At 44.6% G+C, this 20933-nt stretch carries 28 protein-coding genes; 9 read left to right on the forward strand and 19 right to left on the reverse strand.

The window, feature by feature from the left end:
* Positions 1–8 precede the first annotated feature (8 nt).
* From comGF to comGA, 6 genes are read right to left on the reverse strand one after another with little or no spacing between them, the layout of a single operon-like run.
* Positions 9–452 carry a competence type IV pilus minor pilin ComGF gene (comGF, locus tag L7D49_RS14175; protein ID WP_238081947.1) on the reverse strand — a complete coding sequence of 148 codons (444 nt, stop codon included), beginning with the start codon at positions 450–452 and terminating at the stop codon, positions 9–11.
* Positions 437–736, reverse strand: a complete 300-nt coding sequence (locus L7D49_RS14180; protein WP_238081949.1) for a hypothetical protein — start codon at positions 734–736, stop codon at positions 437–439. The genes comGF and L7D49_RS14180 overlap by 16 nt, the downstream gene beginning before the upstream one ends.
* A complete protein-coding gene (locus L7D49_RS14185) occupies positions 726–1163 on the reverse strand; it encodes a type II secretion system protein (RefSeq protein ID WP_238081951.1) in 438 nt (145 codons plus the stop codon). The genes L7D49_RS14180 and L7D49_RS14185 overlap by 11 nt, the downstream gene beginning before the upstream one ends.
* Positions 1153–1488, reverse strand: a complete 336-nt coding sequence (gene comGC / locus L7D49_RS14190) for a competence type IV pilus major pilin ComGC (RefSeq protein ID WP_238081953.1) — start codon at positions 1486–1488, stop codon at positions 1153–1155. Before comGC ends, L7D49_RS14185 begins: the two co-directional genes overlap by 11 nt.
* Positions 1489–1501: 13 nt before the next feature.
* The gene (gene comGB / locus L7D49_RS14195; RefSeq protein ID WP_238081955.1) at positions 1502–2542 is read right to left on the reverse strand and encodes a competence type IV pilus assembly protein ComGB; all 1041 of its coding nucleotides are present in this window, start codon (positions 2540–2542) and stop codon (positions 1502–1504) included.
* The gene (comGA, locus tag L7D49_RS14200; RefSeq protein ID WP_238081957.1) at positions 2542–3546 is read right to left on the reverse strand and encodes a competence type IV pilus ATPase ComGA; all 1005 of its coding nucleotides are present in this window, start codon (positions 3544–3546) and stop codon (positions 2542–2544) included. Before comGA ends, comGB begins: the two co-directional genes overlap by 1 nt.
* 290 nt (positions 3547–3836) lie before the next feature.
* Here comGA and L7D49_RS14205 point away from each other — a divergent pair, with 290 nt between their 5' ends.
* Positions 3837–4082, forward strand: coding sequence for a DUF2626 domain-containing protein (locus L7D49_RS14205; RefSeq protein WP_238081958.1), 246 nt, complete (start codon positions 3837–3839; stop codon positions 4080–4082).
* Positions 4083–4132: 50 nt separating this feature from the next.
* On the opposite strand, the gene L7D49_RS14210 is transcribed toward L7D49_RS14205, so the two are convergent.
* A complete protein-coding gene (locus tag L7D49_RS14210) occupies positions 4133–4771 on the reverse strand; it encodes an MBL fold metallo-hydrolase (RefSeq protein ID WP_238081960.1) in 639 nt (212 codons plus the stop codon).
* 162 nt (positions 4772–4933) lie between these two features.
* Here L7D49_RS14210 and L7D49_RS14215 point away from each other — a divergent pair, with 162 nt between their 5' ends.
* Positions 4934–5113, forward strand: a complete 180-nt coding sequence (locus tag L7D49_RS14215) for a DUF2759 domain-containing protein (RefSeq protein WP_238081962.1) — start codon at positions 4934–4936, stop codon at positions 5111–5113.
* 56 nt (positions 5114–5169) lie between these two features.
* On the opposite strand, the gene L7D49_RS14220 is transcribed toward L7D49_RS14215, so the two are convergent.
* The 5 genes from L7D49_RS14220 to rpmG all read right to left on the reverse strand — a co-directional run bounded on the left by L7D49_RS14220 (position 5170) and on the right by rpmG (position 9332).
* Entirely contained in the window at positions 5170–6246 is a 1077-nt protein-coding gene (locus tag L7D49_RS14220; RefSeq protein ID WP_238081964.1) for a YqgU-like beta propeller domain-containing protein, read from the reverse strand.
* 76 nt (positions 6247–6322) lie between these two features.
* On the reverse strand, positions 6323–8218 hold the full coding sequence (locus tag L7D49_RS14225; protein WP_238081966.1) for an LTA synthase family protein: 1896 nt from the start codon (positions 8216–8218) through the stop codon (positions 6323–6325).
* Between the two features lie 139 nt (positions 8219–8357).
* Positions 8358–8552 (reverse strand): YqgQ family protein, encoded by a 195-nt coding sequence (locus L7D49_RS14230; RefSeq protein ID WP_418895884.1) that lies wholly within the window; start codon positions 8550–8552, stop codon positions 8358–8360.
* Positions 8553–9122 (reverse strand): 5-formyltetrahydrofolate cyclo-ligase, encoded by a 570-nt coding sequence (locus tag L7D49_RS14235; RefSeq protein WP_238081968.1) that lies wholly within the window; start codon positions 9120–9122, stop codon positions 8553–8555.
* A gap of 60 nt (positions 9123–9182) precedes the next feature.
* Entirely contained in the window at positions 9183–9332 is a 150-nt protein-coding gene (rpmG, locus tag L7D49_RS14240; protein WP_041075181.1) for a 50S ribosomal protein L33, read from the reverse strand.
* Positions 9333–9505: 173 nt separating this feature from the next.
* Between rpmG and L7D49_RS14245 the strand changes: the two genes are divergently transcribed.
* Positions 9506–9877 carry a hypothetical protein gene (locus L7D49_RS14245; RefSeq protein WP_238081970.1) on the forward strand — a complete coding sequence of 124 codons (372 nt, stop codon included), beginning with the start codon at positions 9506–9508 and terminating at the stop codon, positions 9875–9877.
* Positions 9878–10345 carry a hypothetical protein gene (locus L7D49_RS14250; RefSeq protein WP_238081971.1) on the forward strand — a complete coding sequence of 156 codons (468 nt, stop codon included), beginning with the start codon at positions 9878–9880 and terminating at the stop codon, positions 10343–10345.
* 19 nt (positions 10346–10364) lie between these two features.
* Here the strand turns inward: L7D49_RS14250 and L7D49_RS14255 are convergent, their stop codons facing one another.
* The 4 genes from L7D49_RS14255 to L7D49_RS14270 form a co-directional block, all read right to left on the reverse strand.
* A complete protein-coding gene (locus L7D49_RS14255; protein WP_269136020.1) occupies positions 10365–12545 on the reverse strand; it encodes a peptidoglycan D,D-transpeptidase FtsI family protein in 2181 nt (726 codons plus the stop codon).
* Positions 12546–12667: 122 nt separating this feature from the next.
* A complete protein-coding gene (gene sodA / locus L7D49_RS14260) occupies positions 12668–13270 on the reverse strand; it encodes a superoxide dismutase (RefSeq protein WP_238081975.1) in 603 nt (200 codons plus the stop codon).
* Between the two features lie 85 nt (positions 13271–13355).
* Positions 13356–13841, reverse strand: a complete 486-nt coding sequence (locus L7D49_RS14265) for a DUF456 domain-containing protein (protein ID WP_238081978.1) — start codon at positions 13839–13841, stop codon at positions 13356–13358.
* 16 nt (positions 13842–13857) lie between these two features.
* The gene (locus tag L7D49_RS14270; protein WP_238081980.1) at positions 13858–15489 is read right to left on the reverse strand and encodes a Na/Pi cotransporter family protein; all 1632 of its coding nucleotides are present in this window, start codon (positions 15487–15489) and stop codon (positions 13858–13860) included.
* Between the two features lie 201 nt (positions 15490–15690).
* Here L7D49_RS14270 and L7D49_RS14275 point away from each other — a divergent pair, with 201 nt between their 5' ends.
* From L7D49_RS14275 to L7D49_RS14290, 4 genes are all read left to right on the forward strand, one after another.
* Positions 15691–16194 carry a DUF1189 family protein gene (locus tag L7D49_RS14275; RefSeq protein WP_238081982.1) on the forward strand — a complete coding sequence of 168 codons (504 nt, stop codon included), beginning with the start codon at positions 15691–15693 and terminating at the stop codon, positions 16192–16194.
* A 47-nt stretch (positions 16195–16241) separates the two neighbouring features.
* Positions 16242–16568 (forward strand): hypothetical protein, encoded by a 327-nt coding sequence (locus L7D49_RS14280; protein WP_238081984.1) that lies wholly within the window; start codon positions 16242–16244, stop codon positions 16566–16568.
* A gap of 96 nt (positions 16569–16664) precedes the next feature.
* Positions 16665–17780 carry a flavodoxin-dependent (E)-4-hydroxy-3-methylbut-2-enyl-diphosphate synthase gene (ispG, locus tag L7D49_RS14285; RefSeq protein ID WP_238082774.1) on the forward strand — a complete coding sequence of 372 codons (1116 nt, stop codon included), beginning with the start codon at positions 16665–16667 and terminating at the stop codon, positions 17778–17780.
* A complete protein-coding gene (locus tag L7D49_RS14290) occupies positions 17777–18358 on the forward strand; it encodes a 5' nucleotidase, NT5C type (protein WP_238081986.1) in 582 nt (193 codons plus the stop codon). Before ispG ends, L7D49_RS14290 begins: the two co-directional genes overlap by 4 nt.
* Positions 18359–18409: 51 nt before the next feature.
* On the opposite strand, the gene L7D49_RS14295 is transcribed toward L7D49_RS14290, so the two are convergent.
* From L7D49_RS14295 to L7D49_RS14305, 3 genes are read right to left on the reverse strand one after another with little or no spacing between them, the layout of a single operon-like run.
* Positions 18410–18823: a Fur family transcriptional regulator gene (locus tag L7D49_RS14295; protein WP_238081987.1), complete on the reverse strand. Its 414-nt coding sequence runs from the start codon at positions 18821–18823 to the stop codon at positions 18410–18412.
* The gene (locus L7D49_RS14300; RefSeq protein WP_238081989.1) at positions 18820–19686 is read right to left on the reverse strand and encodes a metal ABC transporter permease; all 867 of its coding nucleotides are present in this window, start codon (positions 19684–19686) and stop codon (positions 18820–18822) included. The genes L7D49_RS14295 and L7D49_RS14300 overlap by 4 nt, the downstream gene beginning before the upstream one ends.
* Positions 19683–20453, reverse strand: a complete 771-nt coding sequence (locus L7D49_RS14305) for a metal ABC transporter ATP-binding protein (protein WP_238081990.1) — start codon at positions 20451–20453, stop codon at positions 19683–19685. The genes L7D49_RS14300 and L7D49_RS14305 overlap by 4 nt, the downstream gene beginning before the upstream one ends.
* 150 nt (positions 20454–20603) lie before the next feature.
* On the opposite strand from L7D49_RS14305, the gene L7D49_RS14310 reads away from it, so the two are divergent.
* Positions 20604–20849: a hypothetical protein gene (locus tag L7D49_RS14310; RefSeq protein ID WP_238081991.1), complete on the forward strand. Its 246-nt coding sequence runs from the start codon at positions 20604–20606 to the stop codon at positions 20847–20849.
* The last annotated feature ends 84 nt before the right edge of the window (positions 20850–20933 follow it).

The following is a 20933-nucleotide window of genomic DNA, read 5'->3' on the forward strand; positions in this document are numbered from 1 at the left end:
AGCCATTCTCATTCCGGATATAACCCAATCGCAAATCTCCTTTCCTTTATTTTTTCATCCAACGTCACGATCGTCAACCGGACCATCTCCTCTTCCAAGGTAAACTGGATGGAACGAATGTTGGTGAAAAGGGGGATATGTCCTTGGAAGTCCACTGTTCTACGGATGACCGTCCCGCTTCGGCTGATCGTTTGCACGCCTCTCTCGTTTACATACGTCAAAGCCCGGCCGTCTGCAGATAAACTAATTGATTCTACATGAGCAAGCGATGTTTGCAGTTCCGCCGTAAAAAGCTCCCACTCCGTCGATGCAGCCGTCCCATATTGATGCTCAATCGTCTGCTTCCAATAAAAGAAGAGGACGAGCAAATGCAGAAAAGTGAACGCTATGATCAATTGAAATAATGAATCCAATAAGGTATAGCCCGATTCCCGCCTTATGAGCCGTAGCATGAAATGATTTCCTCATCCCTACTCAAATAGCTGACACAAACGGATGTGCCATGGATGCTCCACTCAAAAGCCGTCTTTTCTACTTCCTCAACTCCCGATAATGTGCCATAGGCAGAATGGATGATTGCTCCCTGGAATGCCGTCCTGGCCGCAAGCATGGATTTCTTCTTCTCCCCTAATTCCACCATCATGTTCGTCGCGAACGGCAGCAGTGTGCCGAAGATGATGGTTGTCAGAAGCAGGACAAGCAACGCTTCCGGCCAAGAATATCCTTTATCGTTCATGTAATATGATCCTCCCATATTGTAATTGGAAGCGCAGTTCGACCGTTCGCTTCGTCATATTCACTGTTATGGTTCCTGACTCCCGAATTTGCCCATTCCCGTTGAATTCAAGACGCCGCATGGCCCCCGTACTGCTAATGCGCATGCCAGCAGGAAAATCCATCCGATCCATCTCCCCTTCGAGATTGGATGTAATAATGTATGTGGCACCATTATTTTTCAAAGTCAGTTCAGTTGGATAGCCGCTCGCCAAGGAATGCGCCTGCATCTTATAAACGGAGGCAATGAACGCCTGCAGAGCCTCTTCCTCGGCCCGGCCAGACAACCACTTTTCACCAAAAGGAAGGGCGAGCACCGTCAGAATAACGACGATGCTCAGCACCAGCAGAAGTTCCAAAAAAGTAAAGCCCGCTTCCTTAGTCCGCATCTACATCCCCTGCTTGGCCGGGCAGAGGGTCTGGCTTTACTTCGCCTTCAGAGGAAAGATTCAATTTCCTGCCGTCCGGGCATTGGAGGTCTCCGGTTACATACCCTTCATCCTTCAAGGAGGCCAAGGTTGGAAACTCCTTCTTGTCCATCTTATAGGCCTGCACTTGTCCCTGAACCATTTTGACATACGCATCGCATCCTTTTTCATCGATGGAACGCGAGTGTTTCGTAACATTCGGAATGGCAATTAATACCAAAACGGAGATAATCAAAAGTACGATCATCATCTCTATCAACGTGAATCCCTTTTCTTTTCGAACCATAATCTATTCCTCCTCACATCGTTTCGATCATTCCATACACTGGCAACAAAATCGCCAAGTATGCGAGCAAAATACAGATGGCAAGCAAAGTAAATAAGAGAGGCTGGATGACGGCCAGCCATTTTGAGATATCGGATTCCATCGTTTCGAATGAGTGCGCACTGTAGAGGATTAATTCCTCTGCTAGATGGCCCGTGTCGGATCCATGCTTTGCGAAGGATGCCAAGTTGGATTCGAGCCCGTCAGTCAAAAGGATAGCCTGTTCGAATGGGATGCCTTGTATGAGATGCTGTTTTAAATTGCTTGCCATTTCCGCAATCAAGACGTCTAATCGCTGGTTTTCCAACATGGCCAACGCCTCCTGAATCGGCAGGCCGCTCCGCAATAGCGATCCGATCTCTCCGGTCAATTCGGACGTTTTCGTTTTCAGCAGAAATGAACCGATCACCGGAATCCTTACCAGTTTTCGTATTTTCTCCGCTGGTGTCAGTTTGGCATACCATTTTTTAACGATGAAAAGCCCAACAGCCGCCGCGATAAAGGAAAGGAGCAGCACATCTGGAATCTTGCCGACTATGACCGGCAAGAGTGTAGAAAAACTCGTTTCTGCTTGTCGCGTTTGAGCCAAAACTTGAAAGTTTGGAAGGAAAAACTGTCTGAACAGGAGAAGGAGGAAAGCCATAAAGATGAAAAGGAAAGCCGGATAAATTAAAATCCGTTTTAATCTTTTATCCCGTTTTTCCTTCAACTCCAATCGCCCGGCCAGTTCTCTGAGAGAGATAATTAATGTTCCATCCACTTCCGCCACCGCGATTGGCAAAAGCACCGTACGTTTAAAGCCAATCGCTTCCAGCACCTGGGTCACGGTCATTCCAGACCGAAATGCATTCTCTGCTAGGTTCAATATTGGTTCATAATCACGAACATAATGAGGAAGCAGAATGACTATACTGTCGTGGATTGTATATCCCTGATCCAATAATTCCGCCAAACGCCTTAAAAAAGCCGATTGGTTCACGAGCGCAGTCTCATTTGTACGAAATCTCCATTTCATTAGGATCGTTTCACGAATGGTTTGCCTGGTTCGTAATTCAGAAAAACATTATCGCTTTCTGCGGGTCTCACCATCCCTCCTCCTTTCGCTACATATTCCTTGATTCGTTCCAACTGTTCAGCGTCCATAATGTCAAATCGAGCGGACAAAGAATGCTCCGTTGTTTCAATTAAACGCTGTGAGGAAATGCATACGACCGTTTGCCTCAATTCTTCCAGTGAAACACCGAAATCCAACATTCGGTAGAAGCAGCCAACGGCATCTTTGGCATGGACAGACGTTACGACTAAATGACCGGTCAATGCCGCTTGGACAGCTGTTTTTGCTGTTTCGGCATCACGAATTTCACCAATCATAATGACATCAGGCGAATGACGGAGTATGGCGCGCAAACCAGCAGCATATGTCATGCCCGCCTGTTCGTTCACTTGAATTTGAAGCAAATGGGAATGATTGTTTTCGACCGGATCTTCTAATGTGATGACATGACGATGCAATACATTGACACAATGTGCCAGAAGGGAATAGATAGTTGTCGTTTTCCCGCTACCCGTGGGACCGGTCACCATAACAAGGCCTTGTTCATTTGAAACCGCATTTCGCAATTGGTCTGCCCATTTTCGTTCTATACACAAGGAGTCAATCGGAACGATGCGATCATGCTTCTGAAGGCGGATAACGACACTTTCTTTGAAATGGATGGATGGAATGGTTGATATTCGGAACGAGAAATTTTCATTGTTGAATTGTTTGTGGAATGAACCGCTTTGAGGTTTTCGCCGATTACTAATATCGAGCGAAGAGAGGTATTTGTAAAAAGAAATCATACGGGCCGCCAATTGGAGGGGGATTGTGCCGGTCCGCTTCAATTTCACACCAAGTTTGAAAGCTACTTCATATTCATCATCATGGGGGACGAGATGAATATCTGTCACGTCTTGTCCAATGGCAGTTTCCAACAGCAGAAAGCACTTCTTTTCAATCATATTTTGCTGATTATCCATTCAACACCCCTCTTTCAGTGACGAAAGATCGCTTTCCGTCTCACAACCAGTATACATGTCTTCCAAGGATTAGGGAATGGTATTCGGCAAACTCGAATTATCAAGGGCTGAAATCGTCCAAAACAAAGTTTTCAAAGGCTCTTTTGGCGCAAATCCCGATTTTCGCATGACATAGCAGAATACACCATTTTGTCACAATGCCATTCGATATAAGTTTACATTTGCAGAGCGTATCCTTTATAATGATGGTGAGATCATTGTATTGTTTTACGTTAAGGAGGGACGCACGTATGGATAACATGTTCAAACTATGTGGTTTCTGGACAGGGGTATTCGCAGTTATGTTCTTTGTAGGCGGCATGTTGCCTGCATCGCTCATCTTCGTCGCTAGTACGATTTTCTTCCTGTTGCTTGGATACTTGAATCTTACTGAGCGTATGTATATGTACATGTTCGGCGCTTACTTGATGATTTTCATGGTCGGATTCAGCTATTATGCTACTTTCATTCACGTACCAGGTGCCGGCCACGAATGAGCGCGTAAAAAAACAGCCAATTGGCTGTTTTTTTTATTTCTCGCCCCACCTTACTCGAAACCATGCAAGAATGGATTGGCATCTTCCTCTTCACCCGGCGACGTATACGAGCCGTGTCCAGGAAATAGGAAACAATCCGGATCCAGTGTCAGGATTTTCGTATGAATGGAATTGAGGAGCGTTTTTGTATCGCCTCCCGGGAGATCGGTACGCCCTACGCTTCGCTGAAACAACGTATCCCCTACAATTGCAAACCGTTCCTCCGGGAATGAATAGAGCACACTGCCAGGCGAATGGCCAGGCACATGTCGGATTTCCATCGTAAACGATCCGACCCGCAGCTCCCCTTCTTCACTAAGCAAGTGATCCGCTGGACGATTTACAATACGCGGAAGCCCCGGGTAGCGCGCAGATCCGTTTAGTGAGGGATCATTCATCCATGCCGCCTCCGCCTTATGAAGGTATACGGGAATGTTATAACGTTCTCTTATTTCGTCGACTGCGCCAATATGGTCAAAATGGGCGTGTGTCAGCAAAATTGCGATCGGTGTCAGCTTGGCGTCTTGAACGATTTTTACAATTTTATCGGCCTCTTCACCTGGATCGAACAGCAAACATTCTCTTTTATCATTTTCAATAATATAGCAATTCGTCTGGATGGGACCTAACGGATACGTATGTACTTTCATGAATAAATTCCTCCTCTTAAAATCATATTACTCAAGTTGAGGACCGAGTTCAAACAATCGTCATGAATTAACCTCGACAAAAATCATAATAGCCAGTACAATAGAAAGGGAATATTGCTAATCGGCATTCATTTTTTCTTGTTTGAAAGGAGTGTCTACTACATGAACATTTTAATGGTTATTTTTGGTCTTGTTGCTATTTTGGCAGTGGTCGGTACAGTCCAAGGCTTCAAAGAACGCAATATTTTAAGCATTGCTTTCAATTTGGCTGCAGTTGTCATCTTCGGTGCCTTCACCGTTGCGACAATCGTTTACCAAGGTTATCCGCCGAAACTTCATTAATCATCCGAACGATCTGACGGGTACAAAAAACATCCTTCTTTGCTGAAGGATGTTTTTTATTGTTCCAACCACTTATTCAATTCCTTCTTCGCAAGATCCAATACATCCTCTCCCTCGTAGCCGGTCAGGCAGTAGGTCCCTGCAGGAGAACAGTGAAGCGGGCCGTCAGGTACATCATCCATCAATACATTGACTTGTCCCCCTCGGATATCCGCCAATTGGAAGGGCGCGGTCATTTCATCCAGCTTTCCACCTGCCGTCGGAACCTTCATTCGCACTTCATCGGCAGACAGCCAATCCATCTCCGGCATGACAAGACCTGAAAAACTGGATACCGCCGGCATTTCGACTTTCCCCATCAGCTTGCCCTCTCCATTTCTCATTTCCAGCAAGACCTTCTCGCCCTCCCCCGGCTGCATCGTCAGGAGTGAATCAAAATACGTTTCAAATTGGACAACGCCCGAAATGCCCGTAGGTGAAGTTTCGTCTGTTTTTACATCATAGGCAGAAACTGCTCCATTTTCACTAAGAGTTAAGAGCTGTTCTGTCCCGAGCCACTTTGGAAATGGATCCTCCAGTGATAACGATGACATTTCTTCTTCGTGTCCATCATAATAAAACAGGTCAAATGACCAATCATCATGAAAAGCTGTTAATAGAACAAGATTTTCATCAATATCGTTCCATTCAACCGACAGTTCCTTTGACTCAATCGCTAACTGATGAAGGACGGTACCATCCAGCGAAATAATCTTGACTGTTGCCGAATCCGAATCATCGCTCGTATGTATGAGAAGGTACTTTTTGGAGGGATGGACAAGAACATCATTGATAAACGAATCTTCCCGGTCTATCAACTCACTCTTCCCGGTCAACCGATTAAAACTTTTTATCGCATATGTATTTTCTTCTTGCTCTACATAGACAATTTCTGTATCCGACAGCCAGTCCACAACATACTGGAAATGCTCAGGCTGGACATGCAATGTCTGCAAAGTGTCTTTTGCCGATTGACCCGTCTCGTTTGGCAGTTCCGTCTCTGGATATGTCTGCACATCAGGCGGTACTTCCTTACTCGTGCATCCCGTTAGAACGATTCCAAGAATAATAAGCGGGATGAATTTTTTTATCAAGACTCTTTCCCCTCCCTTCCGCGAATTGGTAAAAAAAATCTGCACGGCAGGAGTCCGTGCAGATCGTAGACAATACTTACTTATCGTTCAACCGCTTCTTCTCTTGGCCATCTTCTGTAAAGCGCAGCAAGTCTCCATTAATGATCAAGTCGGAATACCCCAGTTCAGTCGTAGCCCGCTTGACATATGGCTCACATACCGATTCATCCGTCGGTTCTCCAGTCTTGACATCGTAACAAACTTCATGTGCATAAATCGCATCGTCTGTTACAAAACGGCCATCACGGAAAATGACGAACGGTTCATGGTCTTTCGAGAAAACGTCTGCTCCCATTTGCATATCTTCTTTTGTATCAATGCCAAGCAGATGCAGAATGGTTGGCCGTAAATCCAATTGACCCGACAGCTCATCCATGACTTTTCCTTTACCATAGCCAGGAATATGGATGAACATCGGCACTTTTTGCAATTCAGCGTTGTCAAATGGTGTAATCTCTTTGTCCAAGTACATACCCATCGCTTTATTATGGTTTTCTGAAATACCATAGTGGTCACCATACATGATAATAATCGAGTTATCATAAAGTCCGTTCTCCTTCAAATCATCGAAGAACGTCTTCACTGCTTCATCCATGTAACGAACCGATTGGAAGTACTTGTTTAATGTGTTTGAATTGGAATCGTATGCCGGAATCAGCATATCCTCTTCATCCAAATCAAACGGATGGTGGTTCGTCAATGTAATCATTCTCGTTGCGAAAGGCTGCGGCATATCTTTCATAATTTCAACCGATTGATCGAAGAACGGGATATCTTTCATACCCCAGTTAACCGCTTGACCTTCCCCGATCTCATAACTTTCAACGTCATAGAATTTTTGGATACCTAAGGCCTGGTACATAATATCACGGTTCCAGAAACTGCGGTTGTTCGCATGCATGACACTCGTGAAATAACCATTTTGCCCAAGTCTTTCGGATAATGAGTTAAATGTGTTACCGCTGTTCGTAAAGAAAACGGCTCCGCCATTCCGGCCATAAAGGGAATTCTCGACAATAAACTCGGAGTCTGAAGTTTTCCCAAGACCAGTTTGGTGGTAGAAGTTGTCAAAATAGAATGTATCCTGATCGTTCGTCAATTCATTAAGGAAAGGTGTTACGACATGCCCGTTCATTTCATTGTTAATAACAAAGTTCTGCAAGGATTCGAGCGAAACGATAATGACATTGCGCCCTTTTGCAACGCCGAACATTTCAGGGTTCGGTTCTGCATAATTGGCATTAATATAGTTAGCGACTTCTGTCAGTTCACTGCCATCCGCTAAAGCGCGTTCCGCGTGTGTTTTGGATTGAATAAACAAATCATAAAGATGATAGTTATACGTACCAATATTTTTCACCAGCAATTCACGGTCAAAGCTTCTTGTCAATAACTGGGGCCGTTGTGCTTCGGATAGGCCCAGGTTAACCATCAGCACGGTAGCGGCTACAACAAAATACAATTTCCGGCCAATTTTGCGTCCAGAGGACAGGGATACTGTGTCCCGCACCTTCAAAAACTTAATAGCCAAGAGGACGATGATCACATCACTAAAGAAAAAGATATCCGTCCAATGAAGATTTGCTGTAACGGAGGAAGACAAATCACCGAAGTTGCTCGTTTGAAACAATAATGGCAATGTTATGAAATCACTAAAGAAACGATAAAAAACAGCATTAGCGAACATGAGGATCGAGGTGATCAAGCTGACCGAAAAAATGTAGATGTTCCGGCGCTTCCTGCTTTTCATGAAAAGCGCAATTCCGTAAATGAATAATAGGAAACTGAGCGGGTTCATGAAAAGTATGAACTCTTGCATAACATTGTCAATCGACATATTAAAGCTTGTATGGTAACCAATATAGGTTGTAATCCACGTTGCAACGATAGCAATAAGGAGTACGGAATGTTTGGGCCAGGTTGCTTTTTTCATTCTTTCTCTTCCTTTCTAGCCTTGTAAAATCTAATGTACTCATCCAACCATTTGTACTAGCACTGTCTATATAGACGGAATACATGTCAAAAAGTTTCAGTTTTGAACAAGAAACTTCCAAAAGTTTTACGGAAATATATCATTTGTCCCGTAATTCAGCCCGTAAAATGAGTATAGCTTTCAAGTAATCTTCCTTCATAATAAGTCCGTTATCATGTAGTTCTTTCAGTTCGGCCATCATCATTTCCAGGTCAGACTGCGAATCTCCTGTATAGATGAACGTGCCGAATCGTTTCAGAAATTGTAATACGTCATAATAGCTTTTCATATTCATTCACGACCTCACACAACTGATAATGCCTTCTTCGGTAATAATGGTATCGACAGGAATGTCGTGAGGTTCCACCGGAATGCGCTTTCCTGTCTGGCATGCGAAAGCCAATGAAACAAGATCTCCTGTAAACTCCTGCAAATAGCGGTCATAGTAACCGCCGCCAAAACCGATTCGGTATCCCTGGTCTGAGAATACGACACCCGGCACAATTTGGAGATCTATATTCGAACGATCGACGGCAATTGTCTGCTCGACGATCGGTTCCTTCAAATTCATGTAAACCGTTTCTAAACAATCAAATGATGTAATTTCCCTGAAGTCCATCTCTCTTGTAGACGGCAAGCATCTTGGCACAACAATTCGTTTCCCTAAGCGCCATCCTTCTTCTATGATAGGTCTCGTATCCACTTCCGGAAAACGCGAAAGTGTCACACCAATCGTATGGGCACGTGCAAAAAACTCCGATTCAATGAACCTTTTGCAAATGGCAGAGGACTTTTTCTCGTACACTGTCCGCTCCATCTCTTTTAATAGGGTCATGATCTCTTTTCGAGCAACCGATTTACCCATTATCTTATTCCCCCATTTCGAAATAAAAAACCAAAACCCGTGAAGGTTTTGGCATGAGCATTATTTCGTTTCACGGTGCAAAGTTTGTTTCTTGTCACGTGAGCAATATTTTTTCATTTCAAGGCGTTCCGGATTGTTACGCTTGTTTTTCTTCGAAATATAATTACGCTCTCCACATTCAGTGCAAGCAAGTGTAATATTTACGCGCATTGTTGTCCCTCCCACTCATTGCAATATACATTTAATCTTTTATGAGCATGATTTATACGACTTTTCAATTGTAACATATTTGCTGTATTTGTCCAGAGGAAAGTTTGAAATTTCCTTAGCCCTTTGGTTGTGGTACTATGGTGGAAAAGGTTTATTTTACCGGAGGAATACTAGTGGACAACCTAATATTGCTTTTGTTGATCGTAGGCATCATATGTGTTTTGCTTTCCTTCTTTTTTGGACGCTCCTCCCAGAGACATGCAGAGGATATTGAAAACATCTCCATCAGTTTGCATCAGGAAACAAATCAGCTGAAAAAAAGGCTGAAAGCAGTTGAAGAGGAAATGATGATCGGTGGCGTCACACACGTCACTCCAGGCATTGGGCCCAAAACAAAAACCAGTTCAAAACCCGTTCATGAAATCATTGTCAATCAAATCCTATCACTCCACTCTCAGGGATATTCAATTGCTGACATTTCAAAACGCTCTTCCCTGACAACTGAGGAAGTAGTCGAAGTGCTGCGCATGAGAGGGGTTAGATAAATGCTGCGGGATATTTTAAGATCGGCAGGCATCGGCTGCCTCCTGGCAGGCGGTATCCTCTATTTCGTTGGACCCTCCGCCGCAAACAGCCCGCAAACCAATGAGGCGGGTAAAATAAAAGCCCTTGAACAGGAACTGGAAGCGGTAAAAAGGGAGCTTGCGATCGCACAGAGAACTTCGTCAGTCGACCAGCAGGCAAATGCGCATAAGGATACTGCCGCTAAGGAGGAGGCAACCACCCCTTCAGATGGCCAAGTGACCAAAACCATTCTTACCATCGAGCCGGGAGCTGTTTCCACTAAGATTTCATCGCGCTTGGAACGGGCTGGCATTATTGAAAGTGCCGCGGAATTTGATCGCTACCTGCAAGAAAAAGGGTTATCCGGCCGGATCCAGGTTGGCGAATATGAGGTCGATTCTACGATGGACCTCAAGACCCTCGCTTCCATCATCACGAAGGCAAAATAAGAAAAAGCGTCGGACGATTTTATCGTTCGACGCTTTTATTATCTTCTTCCTTTTTTTCTTTTTGGCGGTCAATCTTTAAATCCGAAGTGACAGGCAGCTCTTCCGTCATTCTCTTCTTCTTAAGATCGAAATAAATATCCAGTGCTTCCCGTGCGATTTCATTGCTTGTATGAGGATATTTGCTTCGATTTGTTGAGATATTTGGAATGACCACTGAAAAAGCGACTTCCGGCGCTTCGACTGGCGCATAGCCAATATGGGTCAAGTTGACAGTCTTTGTTCCATATTTACTGCGGTCCGTGCCATCATAGTAAGCAGACTGAGCTGTCCCCGTCTTCCCTGCCACTGTGTAGTCCGCACCCGCAAATAAATTAGGCGCAGTTCCCCGAGGGCTATACGTATATTGCATTCCTTTTTTCACTTGTTCAATCTCTGCGTCTGTATTCGGAATTCTGTTGAGGACAGTTGTTCCGGATTCTTGAATTAATGGACCAAAAGTTTCTCCATCTGGAGACGGCTCACGTACCTCTTTCAACACTTTTGGTGCAACGCGGTATCCCCCATTGGCGACCGTGGATACATATTGGGCTAATTGCAAAGGCGTATATGTATCGAACTGGCCGATTGCAAAGTCGAGCAATTTACCCGAAATGGTCTCTGTGCCTGTAAAACCTGCATATTCACCTGGCAAGTCGACGCCTGTTTTCACGCCAAGCCCGAACGAAGCATACGACTGGCGAAGCCGATCGAATCCTTCTATGTTAATCGGAAGCCCTTTATGCGGACGGTAGACCGCATCCCCAAGAGCCATGGCAATTTTAAACATGTACACGTTGGAAGACTTTCCGAGTGCTTCGATGTCATTGATGGCCACTCTGCCGTTTTGGTTGAACAGGGAGCGTTTTACCTGAGAGCCAATATAGATAGGTTCGTCTATTTTGACTTCGCCAATTTTAAGTACGTTATGGCTATATCCTGTCAGAACGGTAGCCAGCTTGACAGTGGAACCGACCTCGTAAGCAGATGTGAATGTTCCAAATGCATAGTCCCGGACTTCCCATTTACCGGTTTGTTCATCTTGCACTAATTGCTTGCCAACAAGCGCAAGCACTTCCCCGTTATTCGGATCCATCATGACGACGAACGCACGATCCAGCAAGCCAGATGAACTCATTTTTTTCAAATTCAACAATTTGTCGGAGACAAGCTGTTCGAGTGCTTCTTGTAATTCACTGTCCATGGCAAGGACAAGATCTTTGCCGGGCTCTCCTTCTCGTACTGTCTTCGTTTCAACCACACGGCCTGTCCGGTCCTTGACGTTTTTTACAATCGTCTTTTGGCCTTTCAGCAGCTCTTCGTAATACTGCTCTAAATAACTGACTCCAACCCGATCATTCCGTGAGTAATCCCTCGCCAGGAAATAGTCCAGGCGGTTTCGAGGAATCCCCCGGATCGGTGTAGTGGTCGACCCAATAATCGTATTATCGGATAGTCGCACACGCTCCCAATCGGTCGTCGTATTGACGCCAGGCAGTTCACTAAGCCTTTCAGAAACCGATGCAAATTCTCGTTCCGTCACGTTGCCGCTTTTGATGATTTGTGGTGAGTATGCGTAACCCGACATCATTTCTCGATAGATAGCCAGCACTTCCAGTTCCTCTTTCGAGAAGGAATCCAATTCGTCATCGGTAATTCGATCGCGTGTCAATTGGTTAACGATTTTCTGAATCTCTTTATCCGTCATTTGTTCATTCTTTTTACGAATTTTAGCTATTTCTTTGGCGGGCACTTTCGCAGCCGCTTCTTCGGGATGGAGCAGAATCCAATAATCCCGCTTATCCCCGATGGTGACTCGCTTCGTATCCTGCTCAATCAGCTCGGCAAGTTTTTTGGCGATCTCAAGTATTTCTGCCGAAGTGGTGGACGTCGTCTTCGTATATGTAATGGCATTTTTCGGTTCATTATCAACGAGCACCTTGCCTGTCCTATCGTAAATCCGGCCACGCGGCACACTTGTATTGACCGCAATATCTTCCGTCCGTTCGAGCAACCGTTTATAATCCTCGCCTTTGACAATTTGTAAATATCCGAGACGGAGAATGAGTAAAGAAAACAGAATGAAAATAGAAAAAAACAAGAAGTTCATTCTGAACGCGATATGCTTGCGCTGCCGTATTTTCGCCTGATCCGTTTTGCGCATCGGCTTTTTCACCAGTCTCCCCCCAATCGTTCTTTTCATTAAAACCTATTGCATTATATCATTCAAAAAGAAAAAAGCATACATCTTGACGAACAAGATGTATGCCAGGTTGCTATAATCTATTACTTTTCGAAACGCTTCGCAACTTCATCCCAGTTGACAACGTTCCAGAACGCCGAGATATAGTCCGGACGTCTGTTTTGGTAGTTTAGGTAGTATGCATGCTCCCAAACGTCCAAGCCTAGTAGAGGCGTCTTGCCTTCCATTAATGGATTGTCTTGGTTTGGAGTCGAAACGACTTCAAGCTCGCCATTGTTAAGTACAAGCCATGCCCATCCTGAACCAAAGCGTGTAGTAGCTGCTTTTGCAAATTCTTCTTTGAACGCGTCAAAGCTGCCGAATTTCTTATCGATTGCTTCTGCTAGCGCTCCAGTTGGTTGACCGCCGCCGTTTGGCGAAAGGATTTGCCAGAAAAGAGAATGGTTTGCATGACCGCCGCCATTGTTGCGGACTGCAGTGCGAATATCCTCAGGAATTGCATCCATATCGGAAATTAGCTCTTCAACTGATTTGGAAGCCAAATCGTCATGTCCTTCCAATGCCTTATTCACATTCGTAATGTACGTATTATGGTGTTTTGTGTGGTGGATGTTCATCGTTTCTTTGTCGATGTGTGGTTCCAACGCATCGTATGCGTATGGCAGTTCTGGTAATTGGTAAGCCATTTGTCCATTCCTCCTCAATAGATTCAATAATTATCCTACGTATTTAACAGTATCAAAATTAAGAAATCCAATCAATTGAAATGAACTATTTGGCAACGAATAGAATAAATATGGCAATCATCACAATCATGATACCACCTTTTGCTAGAACAGAAGTCAAGAAACCGACAAGTGAACCGATACCCGTCATAAGCGATTGCTTTAATCCGGAACGCGATACTATTAACTCCGCTAGGACAGCTCCGATAAACGGACCGAGCAAGATCCCTGCAACCGGAATGACAAACGGACCGGCAAGCAGCCCGATTGTACTTCCCCACATACCAGCTTTGGATCCTCCAAACCTCTTGACACCGACCAGATTGGCCAATGTGTCCGCAGAGAAAAGAAGGACAACAAAGAGGATTTGGATGACCCAGAACAGCCAATTCATTTCTTCAAAGGAAACAATCCAGCCATACAGCAGAAATCCACCCACTATGAAGACAACAGACGGAATGATCGGATAGATCAATCCGGCGAACGCCACTAGAAAAAAGATGATCGCGACAATCCAGCCGATCCATTCCATACAAATCGCTCCTTTTTTATGCCCGCTTGCCTAGTACAGCTTCCGCTATATTCACCGCATGATCGCCAATCCGCTCCAAGTTGGATACGATATCAACAAAAACGATACCTGCCTGTGCAGAGCAATGACCCCCGTTCAAACGGACGATATGGTTTTTGCGGAACTTTCTTTCCATCTTATCGATCAAATCCTCTTGCTCTGCCACTGCCCGAGCAAGCTCCGTGTCATTCAAGTCGAGTGACTTTACGGCTTTGCCTACTGTTTCAATTGTCAAAGTGAACATCTCTGTCAAATCCTCCAAAGCATCCTCTGTCAGTTTGACGCGATTCATTTCCCTGAAATCGATCAGTTCAATAATATTTTCGAAGTGGTCTCCGATCCGTTCAATATCACGTACCGTATCCATCAGCATGACATGCCGTGCAGACTCAATAGGTGAAATATTAACCGCTGAAATCTCCACTAGATAGTCAGTGATCTTTCTGTCCAGATTGTTGATCGCATCTTCAATCTGATATGCGGTTTCGGCGTGCTTTTTATTGCTTGTCTTCAAATATTCAAACGTCTCTCCCAAGCCCTGTACTGCAAAATCGCCCATGCGAATAATTTCTTCCTTCGCTTGTCCGATTGCGACAGCGGGAGATTGCGTAATGAAATTCGGATCCAAGTGTTTCGGCTTATATTCGATCGTAACATCTTTTCCTGGGATAAGCTTTGTGACGAAATAAGCCCAAGCGCCGATCAAAGGAAACTGGAGAACCGTATTGGCAACGTTAAAAGAACCATGTGCAAATGCGATTTGCATTTTGCTTTCCAAATTCAATACACCGCTAATCCACTCGACATACATCGTGAATGGATACAGTAAAATCATGAAAACAATCGTTCCGACGACATTGAAAAGGACATGAGTGGCCGCTGCGCGCCGTGCCGCAACAGACGCACCAAGGGCTGCAAGAATGGCTGTAATGGTTGTACCGATGTTATCACCGAATAAAATAGGCAACGCCCCTCTTAAATCAACCAAATTCTCCGCATATAATCCTTGAAGAATACCGACAGTCGCACTTGAACTTTGGACGACGAGTGTAAAAACTGTTCCAGCAACGACACCTAGCAATGGATGATCACTCATGGATAACGTAATATCCGTAAATGCCTCCAATGAGCGGAGCGGCTTCATACCATTACTCATTAGTTCCAAGCCTAAAAAGAGTCCGCCAAAACCGAAGATGACTTCCCCTAAGCTTTTAACCGAACTTTTCTTAATGAAGAAAATGAGAAATGCACCGAATGCCATAATCGGAAGCGCATATGCCCCAACATCCAGACCGATGATGAATGCCGTCACGGTCGTTCCGATGTTGGCACCCATAATGACACCGATCGCCTGTCTCAGCGTCATGAATCCGGCGCTGACAAGCCCAACCGTAATAACGGTTGTTCCCGAGCTTGATTGGATTAGAACGGTGACGATAATTCCGCTCAGCACACCCATGAAAGGATTGGTCGTAAAGCGATCCAGAATGGAACGAAGCCTGTCCCCTGCGGCTTTTTGAAGCCCATCCCCCATATATTTAATAGCAAAAAGGAATATCCCCAGTCCACCAACGAATTGGAAGATCATTTCTTGCCAATTTACCTCCATTAACACGTCAACCTCCATCATCCTGAATATGTATCGACTCCATTATGTTGATAGTATTAACGAATTGTAAATAGAACGAGCATAATCTTTACATAGCCTTTACAATTCGTTCGACAAAAGACATCAATCTGTCGAATTTACTATCCATCATTTGACCCGCTTGCTTATGGTAGACTATCTATAGATAAAGGAGGAGCACAATTGAAATTCCATCAACTGTTTCTAGCCGCTTTAAAAGAACCAAAAAAACTTGCGGCTTTCAGGCTTTTGCCGATTGGCAAGGTCATTCAATATGTTTTTCTGTTCATTGGCATTTACACTGTAATTTCATTTACTAGATTCATTTTCGGTGATGCAAGTCTTTTCGAGGCTTCACCTGAACTGATGGAATACAGCCGAACGATCGGTTGGCTTCTTTATCCGATTGCATTTGTCCTCCAATTTGTCATTACGACATTTTATATTTTCGTCAGAATAAGCCTTTTCGGATTAGCCGGGCTGTTAATTGCCATGCTTATGCAGCGCAAAGCGGAGTATCGCCATATTTGGAGGACTGCGGCAATTTCTGTTACTGTTCCGCTTCTTGTGACACTGGTGCTGGATTCATTTCCGGCATGGCAGCTTAACGAACTTTACCTGGCTTCAATCGTCCACTTGTTATATATTGCGCTTGCCGTGAAATACTATCCAAAAGTAAGGAAGTGAATATTCTCTGGCTGCCGCGCATATATTTCCCGCAGGGGGGATATATGATGAGAACTTTATTTGCGGCCATTATCCTATTTCTTATTTTTCACATTCTTAAAGAGGACCTGACGGACGGCACGATTCCGCTTGCTTCTTTCTTTGCAGATGAAATACCTTGTGAAGAGGACAAGCAGGCTGTCATCCAGGTCAAGACGATTGATGGGGATACAATTGAATCACTGTTCGCCTTATATCCAGATCCAAACCTTTCATTTGTAGAGCGTTTATCCGTGTTCTATTCCCTCAATCCTTACTTGCAAAACCAGGAATTGATTGGCGGACTGTCCGTTAAGTTGCCGGTGTCGACGAATTCCGTCAATCTATGTGAATAAGGCAATCCCAAGTACTGTTCCTTTCTTTTTATCAGGTTGATTGATAAAATGGGTAGGTAGATACGAGTTTTTAAGGAGAGAACATAAATGAGTGAAATGATACACAGATCGAAAACACGTCCCGTCAAAGTCGGCAATCTGACAATCGGCGGAAGCAACGAGCTATTCATTCAAAGTATGGCGACAACAAAAACACATGATGTGGATGCAACAGTCGCGGAAATCCTGCGCCTCGAGGAAGCCGGATGCCAAGTTGTGCGGGTCGCTTGTCCTGATGAACGGGCTGCTTATGCAATCGGAGAAATTAAGAAACGTATCAACATCCCGTTAGTAGTAGATATCCATTTTGATTATAAATTAGCTTTGATTGCGATTGAACAAGGGGCAGATAAAATCCGGATCAATCCAGGAAATATCGGCCGCCAGGAAAAAGTGGAAGCAGTCGTTAAAGCTGCCAAAGAAAAAGGGATTCCGATCCGAATTGGAGTCAATGCTGGTTCCCTGGAAAAACACATTTTGAAAAAGTACGGCTATCCCACTGCCGATGGTATGGTGGAAAGCGCTCTGCACCATATCAAGATTTTAGAAGACCTTGATTTCCATGATATTATCGTTTCCCTGAAAGCGTCAGATGTCAATTTGGCGGTGGAAGCATATAAAAAAGCCGCTGCCGCTTTTGATTATCCATTGCATTTAGGCATCACGGAATCTGGAACTTTGTTCGCAGGTTCCATTAAGAGTGCTGCCGGTCTTGGAACATTGCTTTCAGCCGGTATCGGGAATACACTGCGCGTATCGCTTAGTGCGGATCCAGTACAAGAAGTAAAAGTGGCGCGGGAATTGCTGAAAGTGTTCGGCCTTTCATCCAACGCGGCAACTTTAATTTCCTGCCCGACATGCGGCCGTATTGAAATCGACTTGATTTCCATTGCCAATGAAGTGGAAGAATACATCTCAACAATTAAAGCCCCAATTAAAGTAGCAGTGCTTGGCTGCGCCGTTAACGGACCGGGTGAAGCTCGTGAGGCAGACATCGGCATAGCAGGCGCACGCGGCGAAGGACTCTTGTTCATGAAAGGGAAAACAGTCCGTAAAGTACCGGAAGAGACAATGGTCGAAGAATTGAAAATCGAAATTGATAAAATCGCAGCGGAATACTTTGAAAAGAAACGCCAAGAGGAATTACAGCTTCAAGGTGGATCCGTTGAATGAGGCGATTCCGTCTAGGCATCGACATCGATGGAACGGTCACCTGCCCGACATCGCTGCTGCCTCATATTAATGAACGGTTTGGGTGCAATCTGGAGCTCGATCAAATTAAAGAGTACGACCTGACAAAAGCGTTCGATGTCGAGGAAGCCGAGTTCTACGAGTGGTACCGGCAGGCGGAGGAACATATTTACCGAACCTCCCCTGCTCAACAATATGCAAAAGAAATCTTATCCGATTGGCAGGAGTCATTCGAACTGTTCTATATTTCTGCGCGCGGCGAAAATGTCATGGATTGTACAGTAGAATGGTTTCAGCGTGAAGAAATTCCGTATGACCATATCGAGCTGATTGGCAGCCATCATAAGATTGAGGCCGCCAAACAATTCGGCGTCCATTGTTTTTTTGAAGATAAGCATGATAACGCGGTCGCTCTTCATGAAGAGCTGAACATCCCTGTGTTTTTATTTGACACACCATATAACCGCTCCCCAATACCCGAAGGCGTCATTCGGGTCACCAACTGGAACGAAGCGGATCAATGGCTGAAACGCCTCTTTCCGATTGAACAAACAATATAAGAAAAAGGGCATGAATCCTCCAAAGTTAGGAGGGTTCATGCCCTTTATTCATTATGAAATGCAAATCGGACATTTGCCGTAGATTTCAAATTTATGACCTTCCACTTCATAGCCTGACAACTCGTCAGTTACGATTTCCATGGGACAATGAGATATGCTTCTCGTTTTTCCGCATTCCGTGCAAATGAAATGATGATGATGGTTCTTTGCATCACATTGCATTCTAAAATGCCGTTCTCCATTCAGTTCGGTCTCTTCCAAAATCTTAAGCTCGGAAAACGTCGCCAAATTACGGTAGATTGTATCATAACTGATTCCGGGATTGTCCTGAGCCATAAAATTTCGAACTTCCATGGCTGACATGTATTTATCATGTGCTGCAAAATATTCAAGCAGCGTCTCCCTGTTTTTTGTTCGTTTAAATTGATGTTCGGATAAGATTCTCCACGCTTCATCAAGTGTCATACCACATCCGCCTCCCCTTTTGTTCCGACCATTTTCCGCCACGTCTTTTTAAAGAATAACACGAGCAATAAAATGATGACTGATGTAATAACGATTGTACCCCCAGGCGCGATATCCAAATAATATGCGGCAACCAACCCAATCAGGACAGACAATTCACCTATGCCGATTGAATAGAGCATAGCCCCTTTAAAGCTCTTAGCCAATTGAATTGCTGCTGCAACCGGCAATGTCATCAAGGAGGATACGAGCAAGATTCCGACAATCCTCATGGACGCCCCAATGACAAGCGCCACGATAATCATAAAGACCGTTTGGATCAATTTCCCTTGAACCCCTGAAACTTTTGCATATTCTCGGTCGAACGACAGAGCAAACAATTCCTTGTAAAAGAAATAGACAAAGCCGATGACACAAAGCGCAATTATCGCGACAATCCCTAAGTCTTGCCGGCTTACTGCAGAGACTGAACCGAACAAATAGCCGACAAGATCCGTCCCAAACCCTTTCGCTAGGGAAATAAAGATTGCACCAAATCCGATACCTGCTGACAGGATGATCGGGATGGCCAGTTCCTCGAAATGACGATAAGCCCCCCGCAGACGCTCTATTAATAAGGAGCCGCCCACTGCTGCCGCCATTCCAAGATAAATAGGATTCAGCGCCGACAAGAACAACACCTGCTGGCTCAAATACAGGCTTCCCGCTATCCCGGCGAGGGCCACGTGGCTCAATGCATCCGCAATAAGCGCCAGGCGTCTGACGACAATAAACAAGCCGAGCAAAGGTGCGATGATACCAATGATAATGCCCGATAAAAATGCATTTTGAAGAAATTCATAATTAAAAATAGCCTCGATCATCTTTCTGCCTCCCGATCACTTTGATGGACTCTGCGCACCGGATGTCCATACCAGTTGGAGATGTCTCTATCGTCCATCTTCTGATAATCAGACTGTACTCCATGGAAATGGAACGTCCGATTCAGGCATGCGACATGCGAGGCCAGATCGGTGACAATATCAATCTCATGTGTCACGAGAAGGATGGCGATTCCATGTTCACGGTTGAGCGTTTGAAGCATAGAATAGAAAGACGCGATATTTTGCTGGTCGATCCCTACCGTCGGTTCATCCATAATAAGAAGATCTGGTTTACCGACGAGCGCTCTGGCAATGAAGACCCGTTGCTGCTGGCCGCCGGAAAGCTCACCGATCGGGCGGGAATGATAAGGATCCATCTTGACAATTTTCAGAGCTTCCATTACCTGTTGATCTTCCCTTTTTGTAAAACGTTTGAATAAGCCGGTCTTTCGAGTCAAACCGCTACGGACCACTTCTAAAACTGTGGCCGGAAAGCCCGAATTAAAAGCGTTCGACTTTTGGGAAACATATCCGATCCGCTCTCGCTGACGAAAGGATGACATATCTTCGCCGAACAGTTTGATCGAACCGCTGCTTGGTTTTATCAAACCTAAAATCAGCTTGATCAACGTCGACTTTCCCGAGCCATTCGGTCCAATTAAGGCCCAAAATTCCCCTTCCTTGACTTCCAATGATATATGTTCAAGGACTTCCGTATGGTCGTATGTAAAACTGACATCCTTGCATTCAATAATTGTATTCTTCATAGACAAATCCCTCTCTATCAAAACAGGCGGTATCGCGTGAACCAGCCATGAAACGATTCACAAATGAATAGTAACCGTTACGATTTGTTGCCTATGTAGTATAGCGGAATTTCGGTCTTCTGACAACATATTGAGAAGGAATGGTGTAATTTGGAGTTACTTCAGTTTATCAATCAATTGAAAACGTGCAGCGTGGAAGAAGCGCAACAATTAGCCAGTACGCACGGCATTGCACTGAATGCAGAGGAAATCCAAGCGTTGCGGCCCTTGTTGGATGAAATTTCGTTTCACTGGCTGTTTTCCGGCGTACCGGAAAGCTTCATCACGAAAGTAAAGCAAGCCGTCGGAGAGAAAAAAGGAGAAGAATTATTTAGAAGTTATTTGGATTTGATGTAACCGGCTTAGAGGAGTAGAGCAGAATCTTTTTTCGGATTCTCCTCTACTTCTTTCTAATGAATAATAACCGGTCATTTAGTTATG

This window comes from Sporosarcina cyprini (assembly GCF_022048975.1).
Taxonomy (GTDB): domain Bacteria; phylum Bacillota; class Bacilli; order Bacillales_A; family Planococcaceae; genus Sporosarcina; species Sporosarcina cyprini.

Bases quoted from the DNA above. Each gene is read 5' to 3' on its own strand.
- comGF (WP_238081947.1), bottom strand. From the start codon at position 452: ATGCTACGGCTCATAAGGCGGGAATCGGGCTATACCTTATTGGATTCA.
- L7D49_RS14180 (WP_238081949.1), bottom strand. From the start codon at position 736: ATGAACGATAAAGGATATTCTTGGCCGGAAGCGTTGCTTGTCCTGCTT.
- L7D49_RS14185 (WP_238081951.1), bottom strand. From the start codon at position 1,163: ATGCGGACTAAGGAAGCGGGCTTTACTTTTTTGGAACTTCTGCTGGTG.
- comGC (WP_238081953.1), bottom strand. From the start codon at position 1,488: ATGGTTCGAAAAGAAAAGGGATTCACGTTGATAGAGATGATGATCGTA.
- comGB (WP_238081955.1), bottom strand. From the start codon at position 2,542: ATGAAATGGAGATTTCGTACAAATGAGACTGCGCTCGTGAACCAATCG.
- comGA (WP_238081957.1), bottom strand. From the start codon at position 3,546: ATGGATAATCAGCAAAATATGATTGAAAAGAAGTGCTTTCTGCTGTTG.
- L7D49_RS14205 (WP_238081958.1), top strand. From the start codon at position 3,837: ATGGATAACATGTTCAAACTATGTGGTTTCTGGACAGGGGTATTCGCA.
- L7D49_RS14210 (WP_238081960.1), bottom strand. From the start codon at position 4,771: ATGAAAGTACATACGTATCCGTTAGGTCCCATCCAGACGAATTGCTAT.
- L7D49_RS14215 (WP_238081962.1), top strand. From the start codon at position 4,934: ATGAACATTTTAATGGTTATTTTTGGTCTTGTTGCTATTTTGGCAGTG.
- L7D49_RS14225 (WP_238081966.1), bottom strand. From the start codon at position 8,218: ATGAAAAAAGCAACCTGGCCCAAACATTCCGTACTCCTTATTGCTATC.
- L7D49_RS14230 (WP_418895884.1), bottom strand. From the start codon at position 8,552: ATGAATATGAAAAGCTATTATGACGTATTACAATTTCTGAAACGATTC.
- L7D49_RS14235 (WP_238081968.1), bottom strand. From the start codon at position 9,122: ATGGGTAAATCGGTTGCTCGAAAAGAGATCATGACCCTATTAAAAGAG.
- rpmG (WP_041075181.1), bottom strand. From the start codon at position 9,332: ATGCGCGTAAATATTACACTTGCTTGCACTGAATGTGGAGAGCGTAAT.
- L7D49_RS14250 (WP_238081971.1), top strand. From the start codon at position 9,878: ATGCTGCGGGATATTTTAAGATCGGCAGGCATCGGCTGCCTCCTGGCA.
- L7D49_RS14255 (WP_269136020.1), bottom strand. From the start codon at position 12,545: ATGCGCAAAACGGATCAGGCGAAAATACGGCAGCGCAAGCATATCGCG.
- sodA (WP_238081975.1), bottom strand. From the start codon at position 13,270: ATGGCTTACCAATTACCAGAACTGCCATACGCATACGATGCGTTGGAA.
- L7D49_RS14265 (WP_238081978.1), bottom strand. From the start codon at position 13,841: ATGGAATGGATCGGCTGGATTGTCGCGATCATCTTTTTTCTAGTGGCG.
- L7D49_RS14270 (WP_238081980.1), bottom strand. From the start codon at position 15,489: ATGGAGGTAAATTGGCAAGAAATGATCTTCCAATTCGTTGGTGGACTG.
- L7D49_RS14280 (WP_238081984.1), top strand. From the start codon at position 16,242: ATGAGAACTTTATTTGCGGCCATTATCCTATTTCTTATTTTTCACATT.
- ispG (WP_238082774.1), top strand. From the start codon at position 16,665: ATGATACACAGATCGAAAACACGTCCCGTCAAAGTCGGCAATCTGACA.
- L7D49_RS14290 (WP_238081986.1), top strand. From the start codon at position 17,777: ATGAGGCGATTCCGTCTAGGCATCGACATCGATGGAACGGTCACCTGC.
- L7D49_RS14295 (WP_238081987.1), bottom strand. From the start codon at position 18,823: ATGACACTTGATGAAGCGTGGAGAATCTTATCCGAACATCAATTTAAA.
- L7D49_RS14300 (WP_238081989.1), bottom strand. From the start codon at position 19,686: ATGATCGAGGCTATTTTTAATTATGAATTTCTTCAAAATGCATTTTTA.
- L7D49_RS14305 (WP_238081990.1), bottom strand. From the start codon at position 20,453: ATGAAGAATACAATTATTGAATGCAAGGATGTCAGTTTTACATACGAC.